Origin of the sequence: Paenibacillus sp. IITD108, from assembly GCF_036541265.1 — a bacterium.
Taxonomy (GTDB): Bacteria; Bacillota; Bacilli; order Paenibacillales; family Paenibacillaceae; genus Pristimantibacillus.
The window spans coordinates 72,230-95,427 of record NZ_JAZHCT010000007.1 but is presented as its reverse complement, the minus strand read 5'-3'; the positions used below and the strand labels follow the sequence as shown (position 1 = coordinate 95,427).

General features: G+C 45.0%; 26 protein-coding genes. 2 read left to right on the top strand and 24 right to left on the bottom strand.

The window, feature by feature from the left end:
- Positions 1-88: 88 nt before the first annotated feature.
- From rpsA to V1L65_RS08255, 11 genes are all read right to left on the bottom strand, one after another.
- Entirely contained in the window at positions 89-1,324 is a 1,236-nt protein-coding gene (gene rpsA, locus V1L65_RS08305) for a 30S ribosomal protein S1 (RefSeq protein ID WP_331698652.1), read from the bottom strand.
- A 75-nt stretch (positions 1,325-1,399) separates the two neighbouring features.
- Positions 1,400-1,978 (bottom strand): lysophospholipid acyltransferase family protein, encoded by a 579-nt coding sequence (locus V1L65_RS08300; RefSeq protein WP_331698651.1) that lies wholly within the window; start codon positions 1,976-1,978, stop codon positions 1,400-1,402.
- 22 nt (positions 1,979-2,000) lie between these two features.
- On the bottom strand, positions 2,001-2,693 hold the full coding sequence (gene cmk, locus V1L65_RS08295; protein WP_331698650.1) for a (d)CMP kinase: 693 nt from the start codon (positions 2,691-2,693) through the stop codon (positions 2,001-2,003).
- A gap of 500 nt (positions 2,694-3,193) precedes the next feature.
- Entirely contained in the window at positions 3,194-3,847 is a 654-nt protein-coding gene (locus V1L65_RS08290; protein ID WP_331698649.1) for a flagellar brake protein, read from the bottom strand.
- An 81-nt stretch (positions 3,848-3,928) separates the two neighbouring features.
- On the bottom strand, positions 3,929-5,296 hold the full coding sequence (gene ypeB / locus V1L65_RS08285; protein ID WP_331698648.1) for a germination protein YpeB: 1,368 nt from the start codon (positions 5,294-5,296) through the stop codon (positions 3,929-3,931).
- 140 nt (positions 5,297-5,436) lie between these two features.
- A complete protein-coding gene (locus tag V1L65_RS08280) occupies positions 5,437-5,592 on the bottom strand; it encodes a hypothetical protein (RefSeq protein WP_331698647.1) in 156 nt (51 codons plus the stop codon).
- Positions 5,593-5,646: 54 nt separating this feature from the next.
- The gene (gene prsW, locus V1L65_RS08275; RefSeq protein WP_331698646.1) at positions 5,647-6,336 is read right to left on the bottom strand and encodes a glutamic-type intramembrane protease PrsW; all 690 of its coding nucleotides are present in this window, start codon (positions 6,334-6,336) and stop codon (positions 5,647-5,649) included.
- 132 nt (positions 6,337-6,468) lie between these two features.
- Entirely contained in the window at positions 6,469-7,071 is a 603-nt protein-coding gene (locus V1L65_RS08270) for a genetic competence negative regulator (RefSeq protein ID WP_331698645.1), read from the bottom strand.
- Between the two features lie 220 nt (positions 7,072-7,291).
- Positions 7,292-7,627, bottom strand: coding sequence for a hypothetical protein (locus V1L65_RS08265; RefSeq protein ID WP_331698644.1), 336 nt, complete (start codon positions 7,625-7,627; stop codon positions 7,292-7,294).
- Between the two features lie 129 nt (positions 7,628-7,756).
- A complete protein-coding gene (locus tag V1L65_RS08260; protein ID WP_331698643.1) occupies positions 7,757-7,993 on the bottom strand; it encodes a hypothetical protein in 237 nt (78 codons plus the stop codon).
- Positions 7,990-8,583, bottom strand: a complete 594-nt coding sequence (locus V1L65_RS08255; RefSeq protein WP_331698642.1) for a CPBP family intramembrane glutamic endopeptidase — start codon at positions 8,581-8,583, stop codon at positions 7,990-7,992. Before V1L65_RS08255 ends, V1L65_RS08260 begins: the two co-directional genes overlap by 4 nt.
- Before the next feature lie 75 nt (positions 8,584-8,658).
- On the opposite strand from V1L65_RS08255, the gene V1L65_RS08250 reads away from it, so the two are divergent.
- Positions 8,659-9,570 carry a hypothetical protein gene (locus V1L65_RS08250; RefSeq protein ID WP_331698641.1) on the top strand — a complete coding sequence of 304 codons (912 nt, stop codon included), beginning with the start codon at positions 8,659-8,661 and terminating at the stop codon, positions 9,568-9,570.
- 281 nt (positions 9,571-9,851) lie between these two features.
- Positions 9,852-11,441 (top strand): phosphoglycerate dehydrogenase, encoded by a 1,590-nt coding sequence (gene serA, locus V1L65_RS08245; protein WP_331698640.1) that lies wholly within the window; start codon positions 9,852-9,854, stop codon positions 11,439-11,441.
- 128 nt (positions 11,442-11,569) lie between these two features.
- Here the strand turns inward: serA and V1L65_RS08240 are convergent, their stop codons facing one another.
- The 13 genes from V1L65_RS08240 to V1L65_RS08180 all read right to left on the bottom strand — a co-directional run bounded on the left by V1L65_RS08240 (position 11,570) and on the right by V1L65_RS08180 (position 23,186).
- The gene (locus V1L65_RS08240; protein WP_331698639.1) at positions 11,570-13,042 is read right to left on the bottom strand and encodes a HAMP domain-containing sensor histidine kinase; all 1,473 of its coding nucleotides are present in this window, start codon (positions 13,040-13,042) and stop codon (positions 11,570-11,572) included.
- On the bottom strand, positions 13,043-13,759 hold the full coding sequence (locus tag V1L65_RS08235; RefSeq protein ID WP_331698638.1) for a response regulator transcription factor: 717 nt from the start codon (positions 13,757-13,759) through the stop codon (positions 13,043-13,045).
- 41 nt (positions 13,760-13,800) lie between these two features.
- Positions 13,801-15,060 carry a cytochrome c biogenesis protein CcsA gene (gene ccsA / locus V1L65_RS08230; RefSeq protein WP_331698637.1) on the bottom strand — a complete coding sequence of 420 codons (1,260 nt, stop codon included), beginning with the start codon at positions 15,058-15,060 and terminating at the stop codon, positions 13,801-13,803.
- A complete protein-coding gene (gene resB, locus V1L65_RS08225; RefSeq protein ID WP_331698636.1) occupies positions 15,057-16,721 on the bottom strand; it encodes a cytochrome c biogenesis protein ResB in 1,665 nt (554 codons plus the stop codon). The genes ccsA and resB overlap by 4 nt, the downstream gene beginning before the upstream one ends.
- 12 nt (positions 16,722-16,733) lie before the next feature.
- Positions 16,734-17,273, bottom strand: a complete 540-nt coding sequence (gene resA / locus V1L65_RS08220; RefSeq protein ID WP_331698635.1) for a thiol-disulfide oxidoreductase ResA — start codon at positions 17,271-17,273, stop codon at positions 16,734-16,736.
- A 72-nt stretch (positions 17,274-17,345) separates the two neighbouring features.
- Entirely contained in the window at positions 17,346-18,089 is a 744-nt protein-coding gene (locus tag V1L65_RS08215; protein ID WP_331698634.1) for a pseudouridine synthase, read from the bottom strand.
- Between the two features lie 54 nt (positions 18,090-18,143).
- The gene (locus V1L65_RS08210; protein WP_331698633.1) at positions 18,144-18,680 is read right to left on the bottom strand and encodes a spore maturation protein; all 537 of its coding nucleotides are present in this window, start codon (positions 18,678-18,680) and stop codon (positions 18,144-18,146) included.
- Complete coding sequence (locus V1L65_RS08205) at positions 18,673-19,356, bottom strand: nucleoside recognition domain-containing protein (protein WP_331698632.1); 684 nt, start codon at positions 19,354-19,356, stop codon at positions 18,673-18,675. The genes V1L65_RS08210 and V1L65_RS08205 overlap by 8 nt, the downstream gene beginning before the upstream one ends.
- A gap of 46 nt (positions 19,357-19,402) precedes the next feature.
- The gene (locus tag V1L65_RS08200; protein WP_331698631.1) at positions 19,403-20,503 is read right to left on the bottom strand and encodes a D-alanyl-D-alanine carboxypeptidase family protein; all 1,101 of its coding nucleotides are present in this window, start codon (positions 20,501-20,503) and stop codon (positions 19,403-19,405) included.
- Between the two features lie 179 nt (positions 20,504-20,682).
- A complete protein-coding gene (ytfJ, locus tag V1L65_RS08195; RefSeq protein ID WP_331698630.1) occupies positions 20,683-21,114 on the bottom strand; it encodes a GerW family sporulation protein in 432 nt (143 codons plus the stop codon).
- Complete coding sequence (locus tag V1L65_RS08190) at positions 21,087-21,776, bottom strand: DUF2953 domain-containing protein (RefSeq protein ID WP_331698629.1); 690 nt, start codon at positions 21,774-21,776, stop codon at positions 21,087-21,089. Before V1L65_RS08190 ends, ytfJ begins: the two co-directional genes overlap by 28 nt.
- A 59-nt stretch (positions 21,777-21,835) precedes the next feature.
- Positions 21,836-22,435, bottom strand: a complete 600-nt coding sequence (gene scpB, locus V1L65_RS08185) for an SMC-Scp complex subunit ScpB (RefSeq protein ID WP_331698628.1) — start codon at positions 22,433-22,435, stop codon at positions 21,836-21,838.
- Positions 22,404-23,186 carry a segregation and condensation protein A gene (locus tag V1L65_RS08180; RefSeq protein ID WP_331698627.1) on the bottom strand — a complete coding sequence of 261 codons (783 nt, stop codon included), beginning with the start codon at positions 23,184-23,186 and terminating at the stop codon, positions 22,404-22,406. The genes scpB and V1L65_RS08180 overlap by 32 nt, the downstream gene beginning before the upstream one ends.
- Between the last annotated feature and the right edge of the window lie 12 nt (positions 23,187-23,198).

The window sequence follows — 23,198 nt, the reverse complement described above, 5'->3', positions numbered from 1 at the left end:
AAGTTATTACCTTATACCTGTTCTTATATTTCACCGGTAAACGCGCTCGTCCAAAGGACGACGAAGCCGTTTATCCTTGATTGTTATATTATTTCAGCTTGCTTAGCTTATCGCCAAACTTCTCAGCCAGGGAATAGCTCATGCTGGAGCTGTTCAAGCTTACATTCGGATTATTAATTTCTTCAACCTTTGGAGTTTTCGGAGCGCGCTCTTGTCTAGGAGCTTGCTCAGTTTGCTCAGGAGCTTCTTCTGTTTCCTTGATGCTTAGGCTTACACGCTTCTCTGCAACGTTAAGATCAAGAATTTTTGCTTTAACTTCTTGACCTTCCTTAAGCACTTCATGCGGAGTCGCAATGTGGCGGTGTGCAATTTGAGAAATATGCACCAAGCCCTCAACGCCAGGAGCAATTTCAACAAACGCGCCAAATGTAACGATACGGCGAACAGTGCCCGTTACGATATCGCCGATTTTGAATTGAGCAGCTGCTGTGTCCCAAGGACCTGGCTGAGCTGCTTTCACGCTCAGGCTGATTTTGCCAGCTGCAGCATCAACTTTAAGCACCTTAACGCGGATTTTTTGACCCTCGCTTACGACATCCTTCGGATGAGCTACATGCTCCCAGGAAAGCTCGGATACGTGAACAAGTCCGTCTACGCCGCCGATATCAACGAAAGCGCCGAATGGCGTCAAGCGTTGAACAGTGCCTTCAAGCTCTTGGTCTGCTTGCAGTGAAGCTAGAACCTTTTGTTTGTTCTCTTCAAATTCAGCATCAAGCACATCCTTTTGAGAAAGGATCACTTTGTTGTTTTCGCGGTCAAGCTCTTTTACAACAACGCGCAAAGTGCGTCCTTTGTAATCGCTGAAATCTTCAACGAAATGACGCTCAACCATCGATGCAGGAATAAATGCGCGAACGCCAAGATCAACTACCAAGCCGCCTTTGACAACATCAGCAACAACTGCTTCAAACACTTCTTTGCTGTCAAACTGTTGCTGCAGCTGATCCCATGCTTTTTCTCCGTCTACAAGACGCTTGGAAAGAAGCAATACTTCTTTGTTGTCATCGATGCTGACTACCTTCAACTCTACCTCTTGGCCGATTTGAACAGCATCAGCAGCGTTTTCCACTTGCACTGCGGACAGCTCACGAATTGGAATGATACCGTCATATTTATATCCAAGGCTTACATAAGCTTGGTTATCCTCGATTTTGACGATCGTTCCTTTTACGGAATCGCCTTTCTTCAAAGACACAAAATTGTCCATTGCCTCTTGATTTACTTCCTCAGCAACAGTTTCTTGCACATTGATTTCTTCTGACATTGAAATAACCTCCTCGATTCATACCCCTACTTTATTTAAATCCGCTGTTCAAAATTTGAAAACGGCATTTAAAACTTATTTATGCTGCTTGATCAGGTCGCGAATGCGGCTCATCATCACTTCAGTTACAGCTTCGAGCATATCCTCTGCGTTTTCATCTATCGCTTCCTGCAGATTGATTGGCTCTCCATAATAAATATATGTTTTCCTAAACAATTTGTAGCTGCCTACAATTGCTGCCGGAACAATAACCGCATCGCTTCTCATAGCGATCATAGCTGCGCCTTTCTTTGCCATGCCGGCTGAACTGTTACGTGTTCCTTCGGGAAAAATCCCCATCACCTTGCCTGATTTGACCAGGGCGATGGCCGTCTTGATCGCATCCTTGCTTACACCGCCGCGCTTTACGGGAAATGCGCCAAACGAATGGATAAGCGGACCTAATACCGGCACTTTGAACAGTTCTTCCTTCGCCATAAAATGTACCTTGCGCTTTACAAATACGCCTACAGTCGGGGGATCCAAATTACTTATATGATTGGATGCGATAATAACTGGTCCTGCTTCTGGTATATGTTCTATCCCTCTGGCTTCTAGGCGAAATAAAACGCGATACATAAATCGAAGGAGAGCCCGAAAAAATAAGTACGACATAATTTGCTACGCTCCCGCCAAGTTACAATGTAGATACCCTGTTTTTCAAACGTACAATTTCTTCAACTACCTCTTCAATCGACTTGCCTGTGCTATCAAGCAGCAAGGCATCAGCCGCTCGAGTAAGCGGTGAAATAGCGCGTTTCTCATCCAGCGCATCACGCTCGGCAATTTCCTGCTCAAGCTGAGCCAAACTGATGGGCTGGCTTTCCTTAATCTCATTATACCGGCGAAGCGCACGCTCCTGCACGGAGGCAGTCAGAAATACCTTCAGCTCGGCATCTGGAAGCACATGTGTGCCGATATCCCTGCCGTCCATGACGACACCCTTGGAGGCGGCCATCTCGCGCTGCAGCTTGCCAAGCATGCTGCGTACGGATTCCTGGGCTGCATAATGCGATACCTGAAGGGTAACCTCTCTGGAACGAATTTGATTCGTTACATCCTCGCCATTTACAAAAACCGCCTGCGCCTTCTCACCTGGCATAAGCACAATGCGAAGCTGTTCTACAAGCTTGGCTAAAGCATCAGTGTCATTAGCCTCGATGCCAGAGCGCTGCGCCATTAAAGTAACTGCGCGATACATAGCTCCTGTATCGATATAAACATAATTCAATTGGCCAGCGACCATTCTTGCAACCGTGCTTTTGCCTGCGCCTGCAGGCCCATCAATCGCAATGTTGATCCGGTCACGGTCACCCTCTTGCTGTGACACTCTCAGTCAACCCCCTTTTAACTCAAGACGGCTGCTTTTTCTTTTATTAAATTATAAGGATTTATAAGTTTTTTATAAACTTCTTCTTATAATTCATCGGTAAACGCGCCTATCCAAAGGACGGCGGAGCAGTTTATCCTTGTACCTTCCAAAGAAAAAGCAGGCTTTGCCTGCGAACGTCAAAATTATACCATAGAATGCGTACGCATGCAAAAACCGGACCCGCCTATGGACTTTCTCTCGTTTGCTTCAGCAGCATTCCTTCGCTGTTCTCCACACTCGTTATTGTTCTGCGAATGTGATCGTTTTGAAGGGCTGCTTGAATGATTACCACGAGGATTAGCAAAATTATTATACAGCTGTGAAGCACTTTACTTATGCGATCTGACTTTGCAACGAGCGCCTTCTTATGAAGGGAGCGTTTTGTTTTATCGATTGACAGACCAATCACCTCTAACCGTATCGTTAGAGGTATCGTTCCAATAATTGCCTGCCGTTATTCATCGATTGCGAAATTCAAGCTGGCGCTCGAAGCAATAACGGATAATTTTTTGCCGGTCGCTGTCATTGATCGCAATGAACTTGCTCATTACTTGCTTTCTGCCTGTTTCAAGCACATTAATCCGTACTACCTCTGCAGTAAAGGGAACATGCTCGATGGAGCCGTTTTTGTAATGCAGCAATAGCCAGCTCTCCAGCTGCTGCTCTGCTTCCACATTGGATTTTTTATCGCAAATAAAAGATATTCCGCCGCCGCCGACATCGTATGTCATAAAAACATGACGCTCTTGGTTAGGCAGCTTTACGGCAATTTCCAAATCCGCAGATACTCTAAGGAAATTACGTCGCTGAATTTTGGTCATTTTGTCAGGGTCTGGCTTCATGATCTTTATAAGACGCAGCTTGTCCTCTACAAATCCCAAAACATGCGAGTCAAAATAATGCTTGACTCCTTCATTGTTTACAAAATAGACAGAAAGCTCGTCCCCCAGAAACAATCTCTTAAACTTTCCCGTTTTTTCGTTGATAGGATACTCTATTAGCAGCGTCCCATCCTCTTCGTCAGCTATTCGGGATTTATACTGCACTGCAGCTTCTTCCTCATCCGAGGAAGCGATGTTGTAAAATAGCATTTGATTAACCTTAGGAAACAAACGGCTCCCCTCCTGTATACGGACATTATATCATGCCTCCAGAAGGGGAGCTATCTGAAATTCAAATTTTAAATCGGTAACCTAATGCTTGGCTTCTGCCGTTTCAACCTGTTCATCCATCGTGCTCATTTGCTCAATCGATTCTTCGATGCCCGATTCGGCGTTAATATAGATACGGTACAAGCCGCCGTTAATTTGGCCAGTAAATTCGTAGCATAGCACTTCCTCGCCCATCTCGCCATCGATAATCGCTAGCCGCTCATGCTTGATGCTCATATTCGGATTAAGCGCCTCTCTCGCTTCAGCTGAGCTAAGCGTTGGGCTGGCAAGCTCGCGCTCCACATGCTTCTGAACATAATCACCCGCTTGCAGGCCGATAGCTTCGCCATTATCCATAGCAACTTTAACTGTAAGTTTATCCGGATAAATCAGCACGCCATTTTGAGATCCCACATAGGTAAAGGTTCCAGTCTGCTCAAAATTGTCGAAGCTTACAGCTTTCATATTTTTATAGCCATACTGCTCCAGGAAAGCGTCAGCAGATGCTTTTGCCTGATCCATTGAAATGGCAGCCTTGCCAAGATTCCTGTTCTTCATATACATCATCAGTTTGCCGCCTTGGCGGGTAAAGTTCATGTGCACGGATTTAGCCGGGTCATTTTTGTTTTGTACTGCGGAATACGAGGCATAGTCAGTCCCGTTGCCGTTCTCGACTACCTCTATCGTTGAAGGATCCGCTTTGAGCAGCTTGGCGGCCTTTTCTTTAATTTGCTCTGCCGATACCGCCTCACCGCCAAGCGCTTTAAATGACCGCTTTTCATACATGCTTGCAACAGAAGGCCCCCAGTTCAACTCGGGATATTCGCCAATTCGCTTGTCTACATCACGCAAGCCGTCCACGATAATATTGCCGCCCTTGGCGCTGTCCTTAGCGATTGCAATTTCAATGTCCATCCAGCGCATATTATTGGAAAGCACTTGCTGCTGCATATGATTTAAATCTTTAGAAATTTCCTTGGACTTTTCATAAAGCGTATTTAAAGTTTTGAACTCATCCTCTGTTAACGGCTGCTTCGTTAAATCGCGCACAGAGGTTTTGTAAGCAAAATTGGAGATTCGTGATAGAAAATCCTCTGCATCCGTAAATGGCAAGTAGCTGAGCGGAAGCTGGCTGATCTCGTTTTGCGCCTGGCTTGACAATCTCCAAGCATTCACCAGTCCCTTGCGATGATAGCCTTGAGAGGTTGAATTAACAGCCAGTGTATTGCCTAACTGCTGATGAAGCTTATCGACATGATAGGTCAAATCATGGAAAGCACGCTGATATTGATTTTCCGCTTTGATCAGAATCGAATTTTTTTCTTGATGCTCCTGATAGCCCCAATAAACTGAGCCAATAAGCAGCACAAGCGCTATCGGAAACATAATCGCACTTAATCGTTTATACATATGCAAAAGCTCCTTTCATATACAAAACCTTCCGTTAGTTTGGTTTGCATAAAGGAGCTTTATACATTTTTTATTAAATGAAATTTGTAAAACAAGGATAACCGGCTCCGCCCTGCTTCATTTAAAAGAAGACGGCGAGTTTAATGATGCTCTTCCACTTCCAAGTCCTCGCTATTGCTGCAGATACACTGCTTAAATCCGGTTTCGATACCTGATTTGGAGCGTCTGCCCCGTAAAATAAATTTTTCGCCGCATACATTGCAGCGTATCGTCACTTTCGTTCTTGCCGCTTCCATAAGGTCCTCCTTACTGACATCAAATTTTCCTAAATGGCAGTATGGACGAATTTTTTATAAATTAACCTCATCCTCGCGAGTAAGTAAGCGATAAGGCGACCTGGCATGCGCCCGATCCATTTTTTTCACACCCCATATCCACAGCATAATCATAAATGGTATGGCAAACCAAAACCAATTAGCTTTAACGCTGATTAAAATCATATCGTAAGTGCCGTGCAAAAAAACGGGCAGCAAAAATGAGATAAGCAAATAATATCTTGTTTTGGACGTAAATTTGGCCTTGCCCATATAATAGCCCATCATAATGCCGAATATGGCATGGCCAGAAACGGGAAGCAAGGCTCGTCCGATCATAACTGTAAAGGATGAGCTGGAAAATACAGCGTACATAATATTTTCCATCGTGGCAAAGCCAAGCGAAATAGCTGCTGCATATAAAATGCTGTCATAAGGCTCATCGAATTCTGCATGATGATAAATAAAATGATACAGCACGAACCATTTGAAAAATTCCTCAACGCCGGCCGATTCTACATAGGCAAATAATAAAGAGGCATCGCCGAGCAATAATTGCAGCCCTCTTTGAATAACCATAATAGGAATAACAATCACTAAGCCTAATATAAACATGCGGACTACAATATGAATCGGCTCCGAATCATAGCGGTCGCGCAAATATAAATAAGTAAGCAGCGATACACCGGGAGCAACCGCTGCGCTTAACAGTGCAAACAACAGCATATCGAACCTGCTTTCTGCTAATGGAATTAAGCGAAATTAACTTTAAAATAGTATGCTGCATATTTTCAAAAAAAGAGCAAGCAGCTTAAGAAAGCCCGCAGTTGCTCTTCGACTTTACAAGGGATCTCGATTTTAGAAGGAAAAATGACGATTGATTTGCTCGATGGCGTTTTCTGCAATGATGAGCTTGCCATACTCTTCAAGCACCGCATAGGTGACTGAAGTTGCTTCACCATATTCAGCCAGCAGGGCAATGACTGCATTTTGCTTGGCTGAATCGATTAAAGCCGGCTCCAAAGCAAGAATCCATTTGGAGTTGTAGGAATACAATCTGCCGCTTTCTGTCAGATTGGAAGCATCCAGCTGCTTAGAAACTGAGATCACATCCTCGAAATCACGGAAAGCATACATCATGATATCGCTTTGCTCCAAGGTGACTTCCATTTCGTACAGCTCATCGTCCAAATCATCCTCAGTCTGATCGTGACTGCCTGGCTTGCCTCTAGTCACAATCACAACCATGCCCTGAGCCGGCATTGCAAATACTTCTACTGCAAGCGGTCCGCTCGCTTCGAAACCAAGCTCGTTATATGCTTGTTCCATCATTTCACTGAATAGATCATGCAATTTGGGCGGCTCACGCCACATATCATCCTTCTGGATCCCCCGTTCCAACAAATCGTCAAATGTCAGAAATATCCTTATTCTATCCTGACTCAGGCGTTCAATTTTCATGACAGGATCCTCCTTTGCCGCAGCATTCTTAACCATAAAAATTGCATGATATATCTCACTTGATCTTATCATACTATGTAAATACTTTATCATGTATGATCAGCGTTTGCACTATTATTGAAAAAAAAGAATCGCATATGGGCCTTTCCCCTTATTTTCTGGGGCAAATTCAGCCATATACGATCCTTTTTCATGCCATTATTGTGTTAAAAAGGATAATCTAGTGCGTAACTTGCGATGCGGCGTCAACTGCTTTATTTTTAACTCTTTCCGTCATGTGCGAGGCGTCGTCAATAGCAGCCTCCATTTTATCTATTCCTTTTTCGATTGCGCTGCCGTTCGGCTCACGCTCAGAAAACTTTGGGACGTATTTCTTTCCCTCACTTCTCCAATTCATTTTTTTCATGGCGTCAAAAGCTTCCATCGACTTGTGGCTAATGGCAGAAGCTGTATCGCATACTGCATCGTTTACAGCCGCAATCGCGGCCGGCCGCTTGCGGGCCAATACCATAACAGCTGCTGCACCCATAATTGAACCTACCAATAAACTGCTCATCCTCATGCTGTCTGCACCCCATTTCATCATTAACTGCATTTCTTATTGTGTCTCGCAATGAAATTTGAATGCGCAATAATTAAAGGAAAAACAATTAAACCTGTTGGATAATTCGACAAGATGTTACAATTAAGGCTCACTCACACTAAAACGATTGCCATACCAAAAAAGAAAGGCTACCAAGCAAACAAATAAAAAAAATAAAAAATTATAATACCATTTCGTCAATTTGTGCTTACTTGAAGGGAATTTTTTACTGCGCGGCGGAAGCTTGGTCAATCCGTTGCTGCTTGCTTCCGGCGTCGATTGATCTAATTTGGATTGCATTTTTTTAGCGGAGCGGCTGAACTTTTCCTTTCTGCTCATGGCTCCCTCCTGAAACGAATAATTAACCCCATCACAAAATCGATTACAAAATGGGCGATGATGGGCGCCCAAATCGTGCCGCTTTGAATATAGATCCAGCCAAGCCCGTAGCTGATGGAAAAAACAAGACCGGTCGGAATCCAGTGCCGCAAATAGCGGACATGGATAGCGGCAAATACGATGCTTGTCCAATATGGACCAATTGCATGCTGAATGGCTCCGCGGAATAACGTTTCTTCACAAATAGCTACAATGAAGGAAAGAAGCGCGATATGCCATACTGGCCTGGTGCGAAATATCCGCTCGTTAATGCCCCCGTCATCAGCAACCTCATCGGGAACAAATCTGGAAATGACCAGATCGACTATGATTACGGCGCCGGCCAATCCGAGCCCCCACCAAAGCGGATGAAGCGAATAGGGATAAGAAAATAAAGATATTATGTTTTGCCGCTGAAATAACAGCCAAATAAAACCGATAATAAAAGTAAGTGCTTGCGTAGTATATAAATTGACAAGCAGCATGCGGTCATCCAATTCATCAATCGATACTTTACGAACTCTAATTTTTTTAAAATCAAACTTTTTCATGCTTACCCGCCTGTCTGCAATTGTATTTAATATTGCTGTTATTAATTTACTTATGTATAAAAGGAGTTATATTTTATGGAAAAACGTTTAACAACCTCAGCTATGTTATTTAGTGTCGGCTTTATATTTATGCTTGTCTGCGCTGTGGGAGCCTTTTTTTATGGCATGCATATCGGCTCCTCCAAGGTAGAAGCCAAATATGCGTCCGAGAATGAAAAAAGCAGCACGGATCCAAGCCATTATCAGCAGCAGGATCTTGTCTCCTTTTATCATACCGTATTTTCACCGTATAGAGAATTTCAGGACGAATGGCTGGACGCAATGAACAAGCTGGCGCAAGGTCAAACGATCGATGAATCAGCACTGTTTAAAGGCCTCTCCAAGCTTGCCGGCAGCAAAGCCAAAGAAGCCAGCTCCTTTGATATGCAGAAGTCACCCCTGCTGGGAAAAGCCCAAAACAGTTACATACGCAGCTTGAAGCTGTTCAAAGATGCTTCCGACAAGGCAGCAAGCCTTGGCAAATCAGCAAAAGCAGGTAATCTAAAGGATCAAATTGAAAAGGAAAAAATATATGTCCAGGCCGTACAAGAAGCCTATGCCGCGCAGCAAGCTTATTTTGAAGCGATGGAGAAATGGGCATCTTCCATCGATCCTAATATTGTGAAAGACTACAAAGCATCCAAACCGCTCAAGCTGTCCGATTGGAGCACATTGCCAATCGCAATTAAAAATCGCTTGAATGCGGAGCAGCTGAAAGAGCAAAAGCTGCTGCTGCCTTTTTATCCGCAGGATCTTTCCAGCCGCATAGATGATTTTATCAAATCTGGACAAGCAGATAAAATGATGCTGGAAACCTACGAGCAGATCGTACAGCTTCTCATTGATACGGAAGCCGTTCGCGCTGGTGATTTTATTAGAAACAAAAACAAATACTATCAAAATGAATTAATGCCGCAGGTGCCTTATTTCTTCCCGGGCGCCAAGTAAGGTGCTATAAAGTGGAAACTTATGCTTTCCTAAATATTTTAAAAAACTTGTCGAAATTTGCTTCTTATGCTTGAATCATAACGAAATTTTCACATTTGAGCAAGTTTAAGCATTGCAATTGTGACCGATCTTACTATAAAATAGTAAAGTCTAACATTTCGATGATGAAACTCTCGACCCGCTGCATCACATCGGTGCCGGGGAGAGGGTTTTTCTGTTCATAATTATTGGGCGTTGTGTACGTTTGTACAAGCACTGCCCGCTTTAGGAGGCTTTATTCGATGTTTAAAGTATTGGTTTCTGATCCGATTAGCGACCATGGTATTCAGCAATTAACAGAAGCAAACGATGTTGTAGTGGACAAAAAAACAGGGCTGAGCGAAGAAGAGCTAATCGCTATTATCGGCGAGTACGATGCACTTCTTGTGCGCAGCCAGACTAAGGTTACTCCGGCTATTATGGAGGCAGGCAAAAAGCTTAAAGTGGTTGGGCGAGCAGGTGTTGGTGTAGATAATATCGACCTCGACGCAGCTACTAAGCGCGGCATAATCGTGATCAATGCGCCGGACGGCAATACGATTACGACATGCGAGCACACCTTCGCAATGATTATGGCGCTTGCCCGCCATATTCCGCAAGCCTATGCCAAAACAATCAGCGGCACTTGGGACCGCAAATCCTTCCTGGGCGTAGAGCTGCGCAACAAAACATTGGGCGTTCTTGGCATGGGACGCATTGGCAGCGAGGTAGCAAAGCGCGCAAAAGCATTCGGCATGACCATTCTAGGCTATGATCCGTTCTTGACAGAAGAACGCGCTGAGAAAATCGGCATTAAACTGGCATCGGTAGATGAAATCGTGCAGCAGGCAGACTTTATGACTGTCCATACACCGCTGACTGCCGAGACACGCCACATGATCAACAAGGCGAAATTTTCTATTATGAAAAAAGGCATGCGCATCGTCAACTGCGCGCGCGGCGGCATCATTGATGAACTGGCGCTCGTTGAAGCGATAGATGAAGGCATTGTAGCGGGCGCGGCATTCGATGTTTTCGAAGCTGAGCCGCCTGCAGCAGATCATCCGTTCCTGTCGCATCCAAAAATTATCGTTACACCGCATCTTGGCGCTTCAACAGTCGAAGCACAAGAAAATGTAGCGATTGACGTTTCTGAGCAGGTGCTTCATATTTTACGCAATGAACCGTTTATGAATGCAGTAAATATGCCGCCAATTCCAGCAAATCTTCAAAGCAAGCTCCAGCCTTACTACGAGCTTGGAGAAAAGCTTGGCAGCTTTATAGCTCAGGCAACTGAAGGTGCTGTACAGGAAATTGTCGTCAGCTATGCCGGCGATCTGGCGGAAGTTGATACTCAGCCAATCACTCGCTATATTGCAAGAGGCGTACTCGCTCATCACCTTGGTGCAGATCAGGTTAACATCGTCAACTCCATGCATCTGGCCAAAAACCGCGACGTCAACATTGTGATTCAAAAATCGCACGCTGCAAAAGACTTTACAAATTTATTGACAGTTACACTGAAAACTAATAAAGAGGAACGCAACGTTGCAGGCACGCTTCTTACAGGCTACGGCCCAAGAATTGTGCAAATCGACAAATTCCCAGTCGATGTTGCGCCTTACGGCAATCTGCTGCTTATCTCGCACAATGATAAACCGGGCATTATCGGCCATGTGGGAACTTTGCTGGGCAGCAATGAAATTAATATTGCAACGATGCAGGTGGGACGCAAGCTTGTAGGCGGCCTTGCCATCATGGTGCTTGGTGTAGATAAAGTGACGCCAAAAGCAGTTCTTGCGCAGCTTACAAAAATTTCCGAGCTCAATACAGCTAAAGAAATTACTTTATAAATAGCCGATTCACTTCCCTTGATTGTTTCACGAGCAACAAGATTTATCGGCTTCATTCAACAAAAGAAGCGTTCCTTCAGCAGGAACGCTTTTTTTGTTCTAAATTATGCATAGCTGCCAGCTGGCCGCTATTTTGTTTTGGGTTCAACGGGAAGAAGCATCGTAAAGGTTGTGCCCCTTCCTTTAGCACTCTTAACCGTAATCTCCCCTTGATGCAAATCAATAAAGCTCTTCACGATAGCAAGACCGAGGCCTGTCCCGCCGCTGGCACCCCGTTTGCGGGCTTTATCTGCCTTGTAGAAGCGTTCGAACACATAAGGAAGGTCCTCCTGAGGTATCCCTTGTCCTTCGTCTTCTACGATCAGCTGAATGTAGTAGCTTCCGTTCAGACACTGCTGGTCAGCTTTGATCGTAATTGCCTTGCCGCTTGGCGTATGCCTTAGCGCGTTATCAAGCAAATTGGTCAGCACCTGCTCCAGCTTGTCTTCATCCGCTTGCTTAAGAATAAGCGGATACTCTGCCGCTTCAACATGCATGTGCACCTCGTGCTCCTTGGATAGCACTAAAAATTTACGATGAACACGGGCAATTAAATAATGCAAATCAATTTCCTGCATATTCGTCTCAATATGGCCTGCTTCAACTCTGGCAATATCCAGAAAGCCATTTACTAGCCGTCCCATTCTAAGCGATTCATCATGAATGACCTGCACCAGCTCGCGGCGATCCTCAGGATCGACTACGATTTCATCCAGCAGCGCTTCGCTATAGCCTTGCAGCATAGACAGCGGCGTACGTATTTCATGCGAAATATTTGCTACAAAATCGCGTCGCAGCTTATCCAGCTTATGCTCTTCCGTAACATTCCGTATGACCGCTACAGCGCCCTGAACTTCTTGATTCGTATGCAGCGGCGCCATTACGACCGACCATACAAAGCTGTGTACATGAACCGTATCGGTCATATCACGGCCTTCACTCATCACATTTTGGAACAAATCACGCAGCGGCATCGGAACACCCAAGTAAGTCGAGTCTGCAACTAAGGATTGCTCCTGTCTGGCAATTTCGAGATCAGACCAGTTATTAATCAACAAATCGGCGCTGGGATTCGTTAATATAATTTGACCCTTAGCATCAAACGTAATAACGGAATCCCCCATACTTCTGAGTATGCTTGCCAAGTGCTTTTTCTCATGATTCAAATCATGAATCAGCTTGTCCAGCTGCTCAGTCATATGGTTGAACATATTCGCAAGCTGGCCAATCTCGTCCGAGGAACGAATATCGACTCTCGTCGTATAATTTCCCTGCGCTACAGAGTCAGCAGCATTTTTCAGCTGCAGCAGCGGCTGCTGCAATTTGGTAGATAAGAAGAAAGCAAAAAAGGTGGAAAGCAAAAAGCCGATTATTGCTGTAATTACGAACAATACTTTAATATCATGTGAGTCTGAGTTTTCAGCAAACCAAATATCAATATATTGAAGCAGGAAAACCCCAAGTATTAACAGAACCACTGCAACCAGCAGCATAATTGTAGCCCAAAGCTTACCGACTACACTATGCCAAAGCAAGCGGGACAAATAGTTCCATAGCTTCATTTATTTCGGCACCTCGAGCTTATAGCCAACGCCCCATACCGTAGTAATCATGGCTGCTGCCTCGACCGATACTTTGTTCAGCTTCTCGCGGAGACGTTTCACATGTGTATCGACTGTGCGCAAATCGCCAAAAAACTCATAGTTCCAAACATCCTTCAGCAGCTCTTCCCGGGAAAACACTTTGTCCGGCGTAACCGCCAAATAATGCAGCAGCTCATATTCCTTCGGAGTTAGGCTGACCTCCTGGCCGCCTGCAGTAACACGGTGCGCATCATGCTCAATAACCAAATGCGGAAATACAATATTATTGCTTGTATTCAGCTCTTTAGTTAAAAATGCCGTAGCGGAGGAGCGACGCAAAATTGCCTTCACCCGGTAAATAACTTCACGCGGGCTGAACGGTTTAACGACATAATCATCCGCACCAACCTCGAAGCCTTGCACGCGGTTCATTTCCTCTCCCTTTGCCGTAAGCATAATAACAGGCGTCGCTTTCACCTGCCGCAGCTTGGAACAAACTTCAATACCGTCGATTCCCGGCAGCATGACATCAAGCAGGATAAGCGCATAGTCTGCGCCTGTGGCCATGCGCAGCGCAGTTTCTCCGTCCTCCGCTTCATCAATAACATAGCCTTCCTTTTCCAAGTACATTTTGAGAAGGCGCCGTATGCGTTCTTCGTCATCTACTACTAAAATACGATTAATGAAATCAGCCATTACTGATGCTCCTTTCCATTAGCATACGTCTATAGCTCCTCTTATACGCCAGCATAAGAGTGCAAACCTGCTATAATTAAGTTTACGCCTACTAGGGTAAATAATACAATAACAAATCCAATTACAGCTAGCCATGAAGATTTAAAGCCTTGCCAGCCGCGCGATAGTCTGAAATGCAAATATGCGCTGTAGAACAGCCATGTAATAAGCGCCCATACCTCTTTTGGATCCCATCCCCAAAATCTGCCCCAGGCAATGTCTGCCCATATCATTGCAAATATTAATCCGCCTAATGTGAATATCGGAAAGCCTATTGCAATTGCGCGATAACTGATTTCATCCAGATCATCCGGATCTATGCCTTCAAGCGCCGGACTGATTGCTGCCCCTAATTTTTTACGGAATACTAATCTTAGCAAGCCATATAATAGAGAACCGGCAATAATCGACCAAACTACTGTATTCAGCTTTCGGCCGGCGTTTACGCCATTCATCCAGTAAGGCGCTTCCATAAGCGGCTTATCCATGCCAAGGAAAGAATCTACGGAAACCGTCTGACTGTTATAAGGCTTTACGATCGGCGGCAATGTATAATGCACATTTTCAGTGATCGTGCTATCTTGTCCACGGCTGTCTATCATTACTTTTTCTTCTAAAAACTCAGCTGAATATCCCATGCCTCTAAAGGCAAACACAACAATAATAAAACCGACAACTAATACGATAGAATAAAGTGTGAATTCGAGCCAATTTTGTGCTTTGCGCGACTTCTTGGATTTATCTTTAAAATCGACAACGCGCAGCAAATACATTAGTCCGGCTGCAAAGCCGATTGCAAAAAATGCCTCGCCGAGCGCTGCAGTCGTAACATGCACCTTCAGCCAAATCGAATTAAGCGCCGGGATAAGCGGCTGTACCTCCTGCGGAAATACAGATGCGTATGCAATAATAATAATTGTCAGCGGCAGGGCAAACATGCCAAGCAGCGGCTTGCGGTATATAAAATAAACAATCGTATAGGCAATCATAATAGCCATGCCAAGAAACGTAATAAATTCATACATATTACTGGTTGGAATCTGGCCGCTGCCTATCCATCTCAAGAAGAAGAAGGCCAGGTGAGCAGCCAGCCCTGCAGAGGATACTATAAATGCGATGCGTCCCCAGCGTTTTTCATGCTGCTCCACATTACGGTTGCTCCACCTTTTCCCCATAATTGCAATCCCGTAAAACATAAACGCAAAGCAATACAAGAAAAATGCGGCTAAAAACGCATTATTGCTTAGTTCAACCAAACTCATCCTTTGTTCCCTCCATTATCAAGCAGCTTAGGATCTATTTCAGTACCCATTTGCTTCAAAGCGGCAGCAACATCCGCCCTCATGCCATACCAATTTTTATTCGTATGCGCTCCAAGTGCCAGCTCGCCGTCATCAACGCGCAGCCAAATTCTGCGATGCTGCCAGTAAGAGCCCATTAAAAGGCCAAGCATGGAGAAAAATGCGCCTATCCATAAATAAGGAACAGCCTTGTCAATTCTTACATTCAAGAAGGTTGTCGCCTCAGAAAAATTAACATTTTCCATGCCATCCACTCTAATTTCCAGCTTTTCAGCCAGCTTGCCATTGATTACATCCTGAGCAAAGCGCACTTTATCCTTTTGCATCGGGAAGTAAATATATGGCTCGCCCTCTGGGTCAAGGCCTGGCCCTTTGATGCTGAATACGAATGCAGGAGCAATCGGATCCCTCGACAGCGTCGTCGGCTTACCGTTGCTATCCAGCGCAAACTCCATATAGTTTGCAACCAAATCCAGCGTATACGGACCAACCTCATGATGCAGGGCTGCTTCTTTCATAGGAAGATCAAATGATCCGTAAGCCTCTCCCGTCTCCTTATTGAACAGCGTCGGATGAACAGCGTTCAATCTGGGCGTCAGGTCAAAATCAAACTGATAAAGCTTAAGCCCCTTGTATACTAGAGGCTCGTTAACGATGATCTCATGCCGCTTCAATTCTTCCAGTACGGGCTCCTGAAGCGGGTCTCCGCAATTGCTGGTGCAAGTGTACAACACAGCGCTTGTCTTAAAGAGCTTGGCGCGATTTTGTCCTTTCAAGCTGTCTGGAAGCTCATCATCCTCATAGAACTCTACCGTAAACTTCTCGCTTTTCAAATAATACGGGGTGCCAGTAATATGAACCGTGTCGCCGTCCGGAACAGTCACATAGCTGTCCATCTGCCAGCCTGGAATGCTTCGCGCCAGTATAGCAAGCAAAAACAGAATAAGCCCGATATGATTAATATACGGCCCCCAACGGCTGAAACGGTTCTTTTCGGCTAAGAGCGCTGTGCCGTCACGATGAACTTTGTAGCCTTTGCGCTTCAATTGCTTGCCGTATGCCTCGACCCATTCCTCCGCATCAGCATCAAGCTTTGCCTTATACACCGTTTTTTGACGTAAAATAAAATCAAGATGCTTGCGTATTTGCTGCTTGTTCAAGGCTCGATACAGCGGCAGCACGCGATCCAGACTGCAAATAACTAGAGAGGTGCCGATCATGACCAGCAAAGTGATAAACCACCAGCTCTCATATGTATGAGACAAGCCTAGCAAATAGTAAATCTTTCCCGGCAAACCATACGATTCCTCATAATAAACCGCTGGATTAAAATTGTTAATAAAAGAGCTTTCCTGAGGATAGATCGTACCCAGCATCGAGGTAACCAGTGTAATCACAATTAAATAAATAGCAATTTTGACTGATGAAAAGAAATTCCACACGCGATCAATCGGATTTGGATTTTTTTTCTGTGACCGCCTTGCTACCCCGTCATAGCGCATTTCAAGAGGCTCGTTCGATTTTTCCGTCTCGTTAAGCGGCTTACCGCATGATTCGCACAGTACGGTGCCCACTGCATTTTGGTGCCCGCACTCGCACTTTGTGTTTTTGATGTTAAGCAAAACAACTACCTCCTATTGCTCAAGCAGTAGAGTAACTCGCTGCTCGATAGCTGCTTCAGTCATGCCGCCTACTACGATATCCATTATATTGCCGTCAGGCTTCACAAAGAAAGTAGTAGGATATGATCGAAGGCCATACAATCTTTCTGTTTTTCGATTGACATCGCGTAGGATCGGATAAGAAAGATTGAATCTTTTGACAAAGTTGTTCACTGTCAGCGTGTCTTCGCTCAAATTAATAGCTGCAATAACTAGTCCCTTATCCTTCCACTTTTCATATTGTCGCTCAAATTCAGGCATTTCAGTCACACAAGGCTCACAAAAGGTGCCCCAAAAATTAATAACGAGCGCCTTGCCGCTGTAATCGGCCAGCTGAACAGGACTGCCGCTAAGATCTGCTAAGTGAAAATCTGGAGGCGGTGCTCCTATCTTTACCTTTGTCTTATCATTCTCAAACAACGTTGAACCGATGGCATAACCGCCAATTATTAAAACTGCAATTAATATAACAATCTGCATCGGCCTGCGCGACTTCTTCATTATTGCTTTCACCACCAATTCTGCATTCACAACAATCCAGTATCATTATAACGAAAAGTCGACGGCAATTACTGCCGCCGTCGATTACTTTTTATGAACTTTATGTGTCTTGTCAGCTTGACCTAGCAAGTCCTTTACCTCTTGCTCCGTTAAATGGCGGTATTTGCCCCGGCCAAGCTTTTCCAGCGTTAACTCCCCATATTTTACGCGCTTAAGCCGAATGACCTTATGGTTAATCGCATCAAACATGCGGCGCACCTGTCTATTGCGGCCTTCGTAAATTGTAATGGAAATAGTCGCAACATTATTGTCTGTATCAACATCATAATACTCCACTTCAGCCGGAGCTGTCATGCCATCCTCAAGCTCGATCCCGGAAGCAAGCTTTTCCAGCAGCGTGCCATGCGGAACGCCCCGAACGGTAGCCAAATACGTTTTTGGAACCTTATAGCTCGGGTGTGTCAGCTTATTGGCAAATTCCCCATCATTCGTAAGCAGCAGCAAGCCCTCCGTATCATAATCCAGCCTGCCTACCGGATACACTCTTTCTTTAATGCCGGGCAAAAAGTCGGATACTACCTTCCGTCCCTGCGGATCCTGAGCGCTCGTTATAACACCCTTCGATTTATTAAGCATCAAATAAAGCTTCTTTTCGCTACGAATCGGCTTTCCGTTCACTGTAATTGTATCTGTCGCAGGATCTGCCTTCACGCCAAGCTCGGTTACCTTTTCTCCATTGACTTCAACCATTCCCGCTTTTATCATTTCTTCGCATTTGCGTCTGGAGGCTACGCCTGCCTGCGCAAGTATTTTTTGTAAACGTTCCAATTCATTCACCTCATTCTCCATCATAGCGATATGGCGAATAAATCACAAGCTCTACTATCCAAATATGTATAAACAAATAAAAATAGCGGCAAAAAATCCTACAATATCTGAGAATAATCCAACTTTTAGTGCATAGCGCGAACGTCGGATGCCTATTGCTCCAAAATACACCGTCAGCACATATAAGGTGGTATCCGTACTGCCTTGAATGGTTGAAGCAATTCTGCCAATCATGGAATCAGGACCGTAGGTTTGAATCAAATCAGCCGTAAACGCAAGCGAGCCCGCTCCTGTGAGGGGCCTCAGCAAGCCTAGGGGCAGCACCTCGCTAGGAATGCCTAGCGAATCAAAGAGCGGCCTGACGCCAGAAAGAATGAGTTCCATAGCTCCGGATGCCCGAAACATGCTGATTGCTACCATCATGCCTACCAAATGAGGAATAATATTTATCGCCGTGCCAAAGCCGTCCTTTGCGCCCTCTACAAAGGTTTCATAAACGGGAACTTTGCGGCGCATAGCCGCGTACAGCGGAATAAAAACGATCAAACAAGGAATCAGCCAAATCGAAAGCTGAGAAAATAGTTCATACAAGCTTTCCACCCCCACCCGGCGCCGGCATCTGGCTGTCGTCTGACTTTTTCAGAGCCCGCCCTTTAATTCCTTTGATGTCCGGACCGTGCGGCGGGGAGGAAGATGCTTTGCGGCGATACCAGCGATCCGCTAATATGGCCGCAGCCGTTGCTATAAAGGTCGCTGCTAAAGTGGTGCCTATTATTTCGGCGGGGTTGGCCGACTCATAATTCATTCGTATGGCGATTAATGTTGTAGGCACGATCGTTATGCTTGATGTATTCAAAGCCAGCAGCGTACACATTGCCGGCGTTGCCGTCGTTTCATCCTTATTAAGCTTTTGCAGCTCCTGCATCGCTTTAATGCCCATTGGCGTTGCCGCATTGCCAAGGCCAAATATATTTGCACTCAAATTGCTCATAATGTAGCCAAGCGCAGGATGTCCCTTTGGCACATCAGGAAATAAACGCGTAACTATAGGACTCATTAAACGAGCCAGCTTGCTGAGCAATCCGGCGTCCTCCGCAATCCGCATCATGCCGAGCCAAAAAACCATTATACTAATCAAACCAAAGCTGACTGTTACTCCCGACTTTGCGCCATCAAACGCAGCTTGGGTAACAGCCTCCATCTTTCCAGTCGCCGCAGCAACAATAACGCTGCTCGCAATAAAAAATAACCAGATCCAGTTTACCACGCGCTCTCCTCCCCCGTTTGAGCGTAATATTAAGTAATAGTTAAGGCTAATAGCCGGCTATGCCCTTCGCATCATAAATTGGTATAGAGCCGATTGCCTCGTTGTTCAGGTACCACTCCATCTTGCCGCGCATTCCAAAGCGAAATGGCTTCACGTCCTTAAAAGGAATTACCTTTACTTCAATTTGTTCAGCTTCAACTTGCTTAAGCGGATAATAAAAAGTTTGTCCCGCCTGATAAGGATAACCGCGCAGCTGCTTGTTTTTTTGCGCCAGCTTCTCCAGCTTGAAATGCTCGAATCCCCAGTCAAGCATTAATCGGTGGTCATTCCAGTCATCACCGGCAGCTATCGTTACAGCTACAAGCTGATGCTTATTACGGGTCGCAGAGCTTACGAGACAACGCAATGCTTTTTTCGTATAGCCTGTTTTCACCCCGTCCGCTCCTTCATACAAAGTAAGCATTTTATTTTTATTTTTCCAGCGATAGTCCCAATCCTCATGCGGGTTTGGCGCTGTTTTCTCCTTGGACTTCACAATTTCAGCAAACGCCTTATTTTTAAGCGCATAAGCCGTTAGCACTGCCAAATCGTTGGCCGTGGAATAGTGCCCGTCCTGGTCCAGACCATGAGGATTTTTAAATGAAGTGTTAGCAAGACCGATATAGCTGGCTTTTTCATTCATCAGATGAACAAAGCCCTCCTCTGAACCGCCAACATGCTCAGCTATTGCGACCGCCGCATCATTGCCGGAACGGAGCATAAGCCCATACAACAAATTGGATAAGCTCATTTCCTCGTTCAGCTGAATATAAATTGATGAGCCTTCCTTGCCGACAGCCGACTTGTTAACCTTGACCATATCCTGCAAATTACCGTGCTCAATTGCAACAATAGCTGTCATAATTTTAGTAAGACTGGCAATTCTCATCGGCTTGTCGCCATTTTCACTATGCAGCAGCCTGCCTGAAGTAACGTCAATCAATGCGGAGGCTTTTGCGCTTGTATCTACTTCATTGAGATCATCAGCGCTTGATTTGGCTGATCGGTCCGCTAGCACCGCATCACTAACCGTCAAAGAGCTGCCTAAACCAATCATGATGCATAACAATAAATGAATAAGCCGCTGTCTGGATGCAAAATAACTCAAAATGTAAGCCGCTCCTTTCAAATTCTTGTAGCTAAAGCTTGTTTATTCCACCAGCATATATAGAAGTATATGCTTGTACATTAGCGAGTATACTCGTCCAATGGCGATGGGAGGGAAAAAGAGCCGTCAGCACCCAGGTTCAGTGCTGACAGCTCTTTTATTTTTCAGCTTATTATTTTCTAATCAATGACGGTCGTCTTGACAACTTCCGTACTGCTGGATGATTTTATCCAAGATTGGAATTTGTCCAGCATTTGCGGTGCATAGTCAATGACACGCTCAATCAGATGAGTCTGATTATCAAGCGGTACAACCTTTACGCCTTGCTCGCCTACAACTAAGAATGCGATAGGCGTAATCGATACACCACCGCCGCTCCCGCCTCCAAACGGAAGTGCAACAGAAGCGTTATTTGCATCGGAATGCTCATGATACTCATAGCTCATATCGCTTCCGCCTGCTACAAAACCAAACCCCACCTTGCTTATCGGCATAATAATCGAACCGTCCGGAGTTTGTACAGGGTCGCCGACAATTGTATTCACATCGACCATTTGTTTAATATTTTCCATTGCTGTTTGCATCAAGCCTTGAATAGGATGCTCTGCCATGCTTTAACTCCTCCTTTCTCCTTCAGCATACGGACAATAAGTGCAAGTCCTGCAACAATAGCATTGCCGAAGCGAATTTCAGCTATGCATGACCATTGAGTTGAAAAAGAAGGATGTGAATATACAGGCTCCACTTTCATTGTAGGCAATGCTTTGAATCGCATATGCTGCGACAAAAAGCCTACCAGCGTCGTTTTAACCGTCCAAAAACCTCCAGTAATCATCGCAGTCCACATTGCATCTCCTGTTCCAACAGAGGTATGCCATCGCCAATCCTTCAGCTCCAGACGCCGAATCGCCCGCTTCATCCATTGGGTCAAGTCCTTTGTAGCGTGCATAATTCGTTTAGCCGTATCCAAGTAATTGGCAATATCATTTGGGGAAATCGCCTCATCGGACCGGTTTTTGTTGGTAGATATCGGCTGCTGAACCGTTGACATTTTTTTCACAAATAATTTTAGCCCTTTAACGCGCATTTCAGGAATAGACAGCTTATAATGAGCTAAACCGTATAATCCGCTTATTTTTATGAAGGCTTCGTCTTTGTTCTCATGTCTGCGATAGCTTCCTTCAATAATAATGGGGGAAAACCAGACAACAATCGCTATAATCAAAAAAAAGAGACTGCCGGCCACAATCCAAGCATATGGGTTCATCAGCATAAGCATGCTTCCTTTCATCCCAAATTACATTGGATATAGTATGACCTAACAGTCTTATCTCATTCTTTCATTTCGTCAATTGTCATTTGCGTGCCTTCAAGACGTTCGAATAATAGCTGAGTTTCTTCTTCCAAGCCTTCCTCCAAATCACCCTTCGGCTCAGGCAATTCCTTCAAGGACGGCAAACCGAAGTAATCAAGAAATGATTTTGTTGTGCCATATAAAATCGGTCTGCCAATCGCTTCCGCACGTCCTACCTCTTCAATTAAATCCTTCGATACTAAAGTATGTATGGCACGTTCACTCTTGACACCGCGAATTTCTTCAATATCAATTCTTGTAATGGGTTGCCGATAGGCAACAATGGAAAGCGTCTCAAGCGCAGCTTGTGACAGCTGGGCACGCGTCGGCGTATAGGCCATCCGCTCGAAATAAGCAGCGTGATCCTTATGCGTAGTTAGCCGGAAAGATGAAGCAACCTCGCTTATTTGTATGCCCCGTTCTTCACGCTCCAAATCACGCTGTAAATCATATACTAAATCGACCGCGAAATCAGCATCAATTTCCATAATATCTGCTAATTGGCGCTTAGTCAGCCCTTCATCGCCAGCCATAAACAGAAGACCCTCAATAATCGACTTCAACTTCTGATATTCCATCCAGCAAAGCTTCTCCTCTCCAGTGAATCACGATATCCTCGAACAGCTCATGCTGAAAACAACGAATATGCTTCATCTTCATAAGCTCTAAAATTGCTAAAAAAGTAACAACGATCTCATGGCGATTCATATTCGTTCTAATGAGCTTGGAAAAACGCACCGTTTCGAATTTTCGCAGCACTTGAACGATATCGTTAATCCGATCCTTTACAGATATTTCATCCCGATGCACGGTCGCAATAATATTGCGTCTGGCCGCTCTGCGCAGCGCCTTCTGGAAAGCCCTGATCAAATCAGATACGTGGAGGCCTTCCACGGGATTAACTTCCTTATTCTTCAAATAAGGAGTCATATCCTCAGGCTCTCTGGAATACACAAGACTGCGTTCAAGCTCCTTATCGCGCAATTGCTCTGCTATTTGCTTGTATTTGCGGTACTCAATCAGCTTTTGAATAAGCTCGTCTCTAGGATCAAGCTCATAATCCTCCCAATCCGAGTAATCCTCCTCCTCGAATACAGGCGGCTTAGGCAGCAGCTGCTTGCTCTTCATCGCAAGCAGCGTCGCCGCCATTACAAGAAACTCACTAGTTACCTCAAGCTCTAGCTCCTGCATCGCGTGCAAATAATCCATATATTGTATCGTTATCTCACTAATTGAAACCTCGTGGATGTCAATCTCTGCCTTGTCGATCAAATGGAGCAACAAATCTAGAGGACCCTCGAACGTTTCCAGCTTGTATAGCACTGACACGAGTGCAACCTC

Bases quoted from the DNA above. Each gene is read 5' to 3' on its own strand.
- V1L65_RS08255 (WP_331698642.1), bottom strand. From the start codon at position 8,583: ATGAAAAAGTTTGATTTTAAAAAAATTAGAGTTCGTAAAGTATCGATT.
- scpB (WP_331698628.1), bottom strand. From the start codon at position 22,435: ATGGAATATCAGAAGTTGAAGTCGATTATTGAGGGTCTTCTGTTTATG.
- prsW (WP_331698646.1), bottom strand. From the start codon at position 6,336: ATGCTGTTGTTTGCACTGTTAAGCGCAGCGGTTGCTCCCGGTGTATCG.
- V1L65_RS08270 (WP_331698645.1), bottom strand. From the start codon at position 7,071: ATGAAAATTGAACGCCTGAGTCAGGATAGAATAAGGATATTTCTGACA.
- serA (WP_331698640.1), top strand. From the start codon at position 9,852: ATGTTTAAAGTATTGGTTTCTGATCCGATTAGCGACCATGGTATTCAG.
- V1L65_RS08240 (WP_331698639.1), bottom strand. From the start codon at position 13,042: ATGAAGCTATGGAACTATTTGTCCCGCTTGCTTTGGCATAGTGTAGTC.
- ccsA (WP_331698637.1), bottom strand. From the start codon at position 15,060: ATGAGTTTGGTTGAACTAAGCAATAATGCGTTTTTAGCCGCATTTTTC.
- V1L65_RS08250 (WP_331698641.1), top strand. From the start codon at position 8,659: ATGGAAAAACGTTTAACAACCTCAGCTATGTTATTTAGTGTCGGCTTT.
- ypeB (WP_331698648.1), bottom strand. From the start codon at position 5,296: ATGTATAAACGATTAAGTGCGATTATGTTTCCGATAGCGCTTGTGCTG.
- V1L65_RS08265 (WP_331698644.1), bottom strand. From the start codon at position 7,627: ATGAGCAGTTTATTGGTAGGTTCAATTATGGGTGCAGCAGCTGTTATG.
- V1L65_RS08280 (WP_331698647.1), bottom strand. From the start codon at position 5,592: ATGGAAGCGGCAAGAACGAAAGTGACGATACGCTGCAATGTATGCGGC.
- rpsA (WP_331698652.1), bottom strand. From the start codon at position 1,324: ATGTCAGAAGAAATCAATGTGCAAGAAACTGTTGCTGAGGAAGTAAAT.
- V1L65_RS08190 (WP_331698629.1), bottom strand. From the start codon at position 21,776: ATGCTGATGAACCCATATGCTTGGATTGTGGCCGGCAGTCTCTTTTTT.
- V1L65_RS08260 (WP_331698643.1), bottom strand. From the start codon at position 7,993: ATGAGCAGAAAGGAAAAGTTCAGCCGCTCCGCTAAAAAAATGCAATCC.
- V1L65_RS08235 (WP_331698638.1), bottom strand. From the start codon at position 13,759: ATGGCTGATTTCATTAATCGTATTTTAGTAGTAGATGACGAAGAACGC.
- V1L65_RS08300 (WP_331698651.1), bottom strand. From the start codon at position 1,978: ATGTCGTACTTATTTTTTCGGGCTCTCCTTCGATTTATGTATCGCGTT.
- ytfJ (WP_331698630.1), bottom strand. From the start codon at position 21,114: ATGGCAGAGCATCCTATTCAAGGCTTGATGCAAACAGCAATGGAAAAT.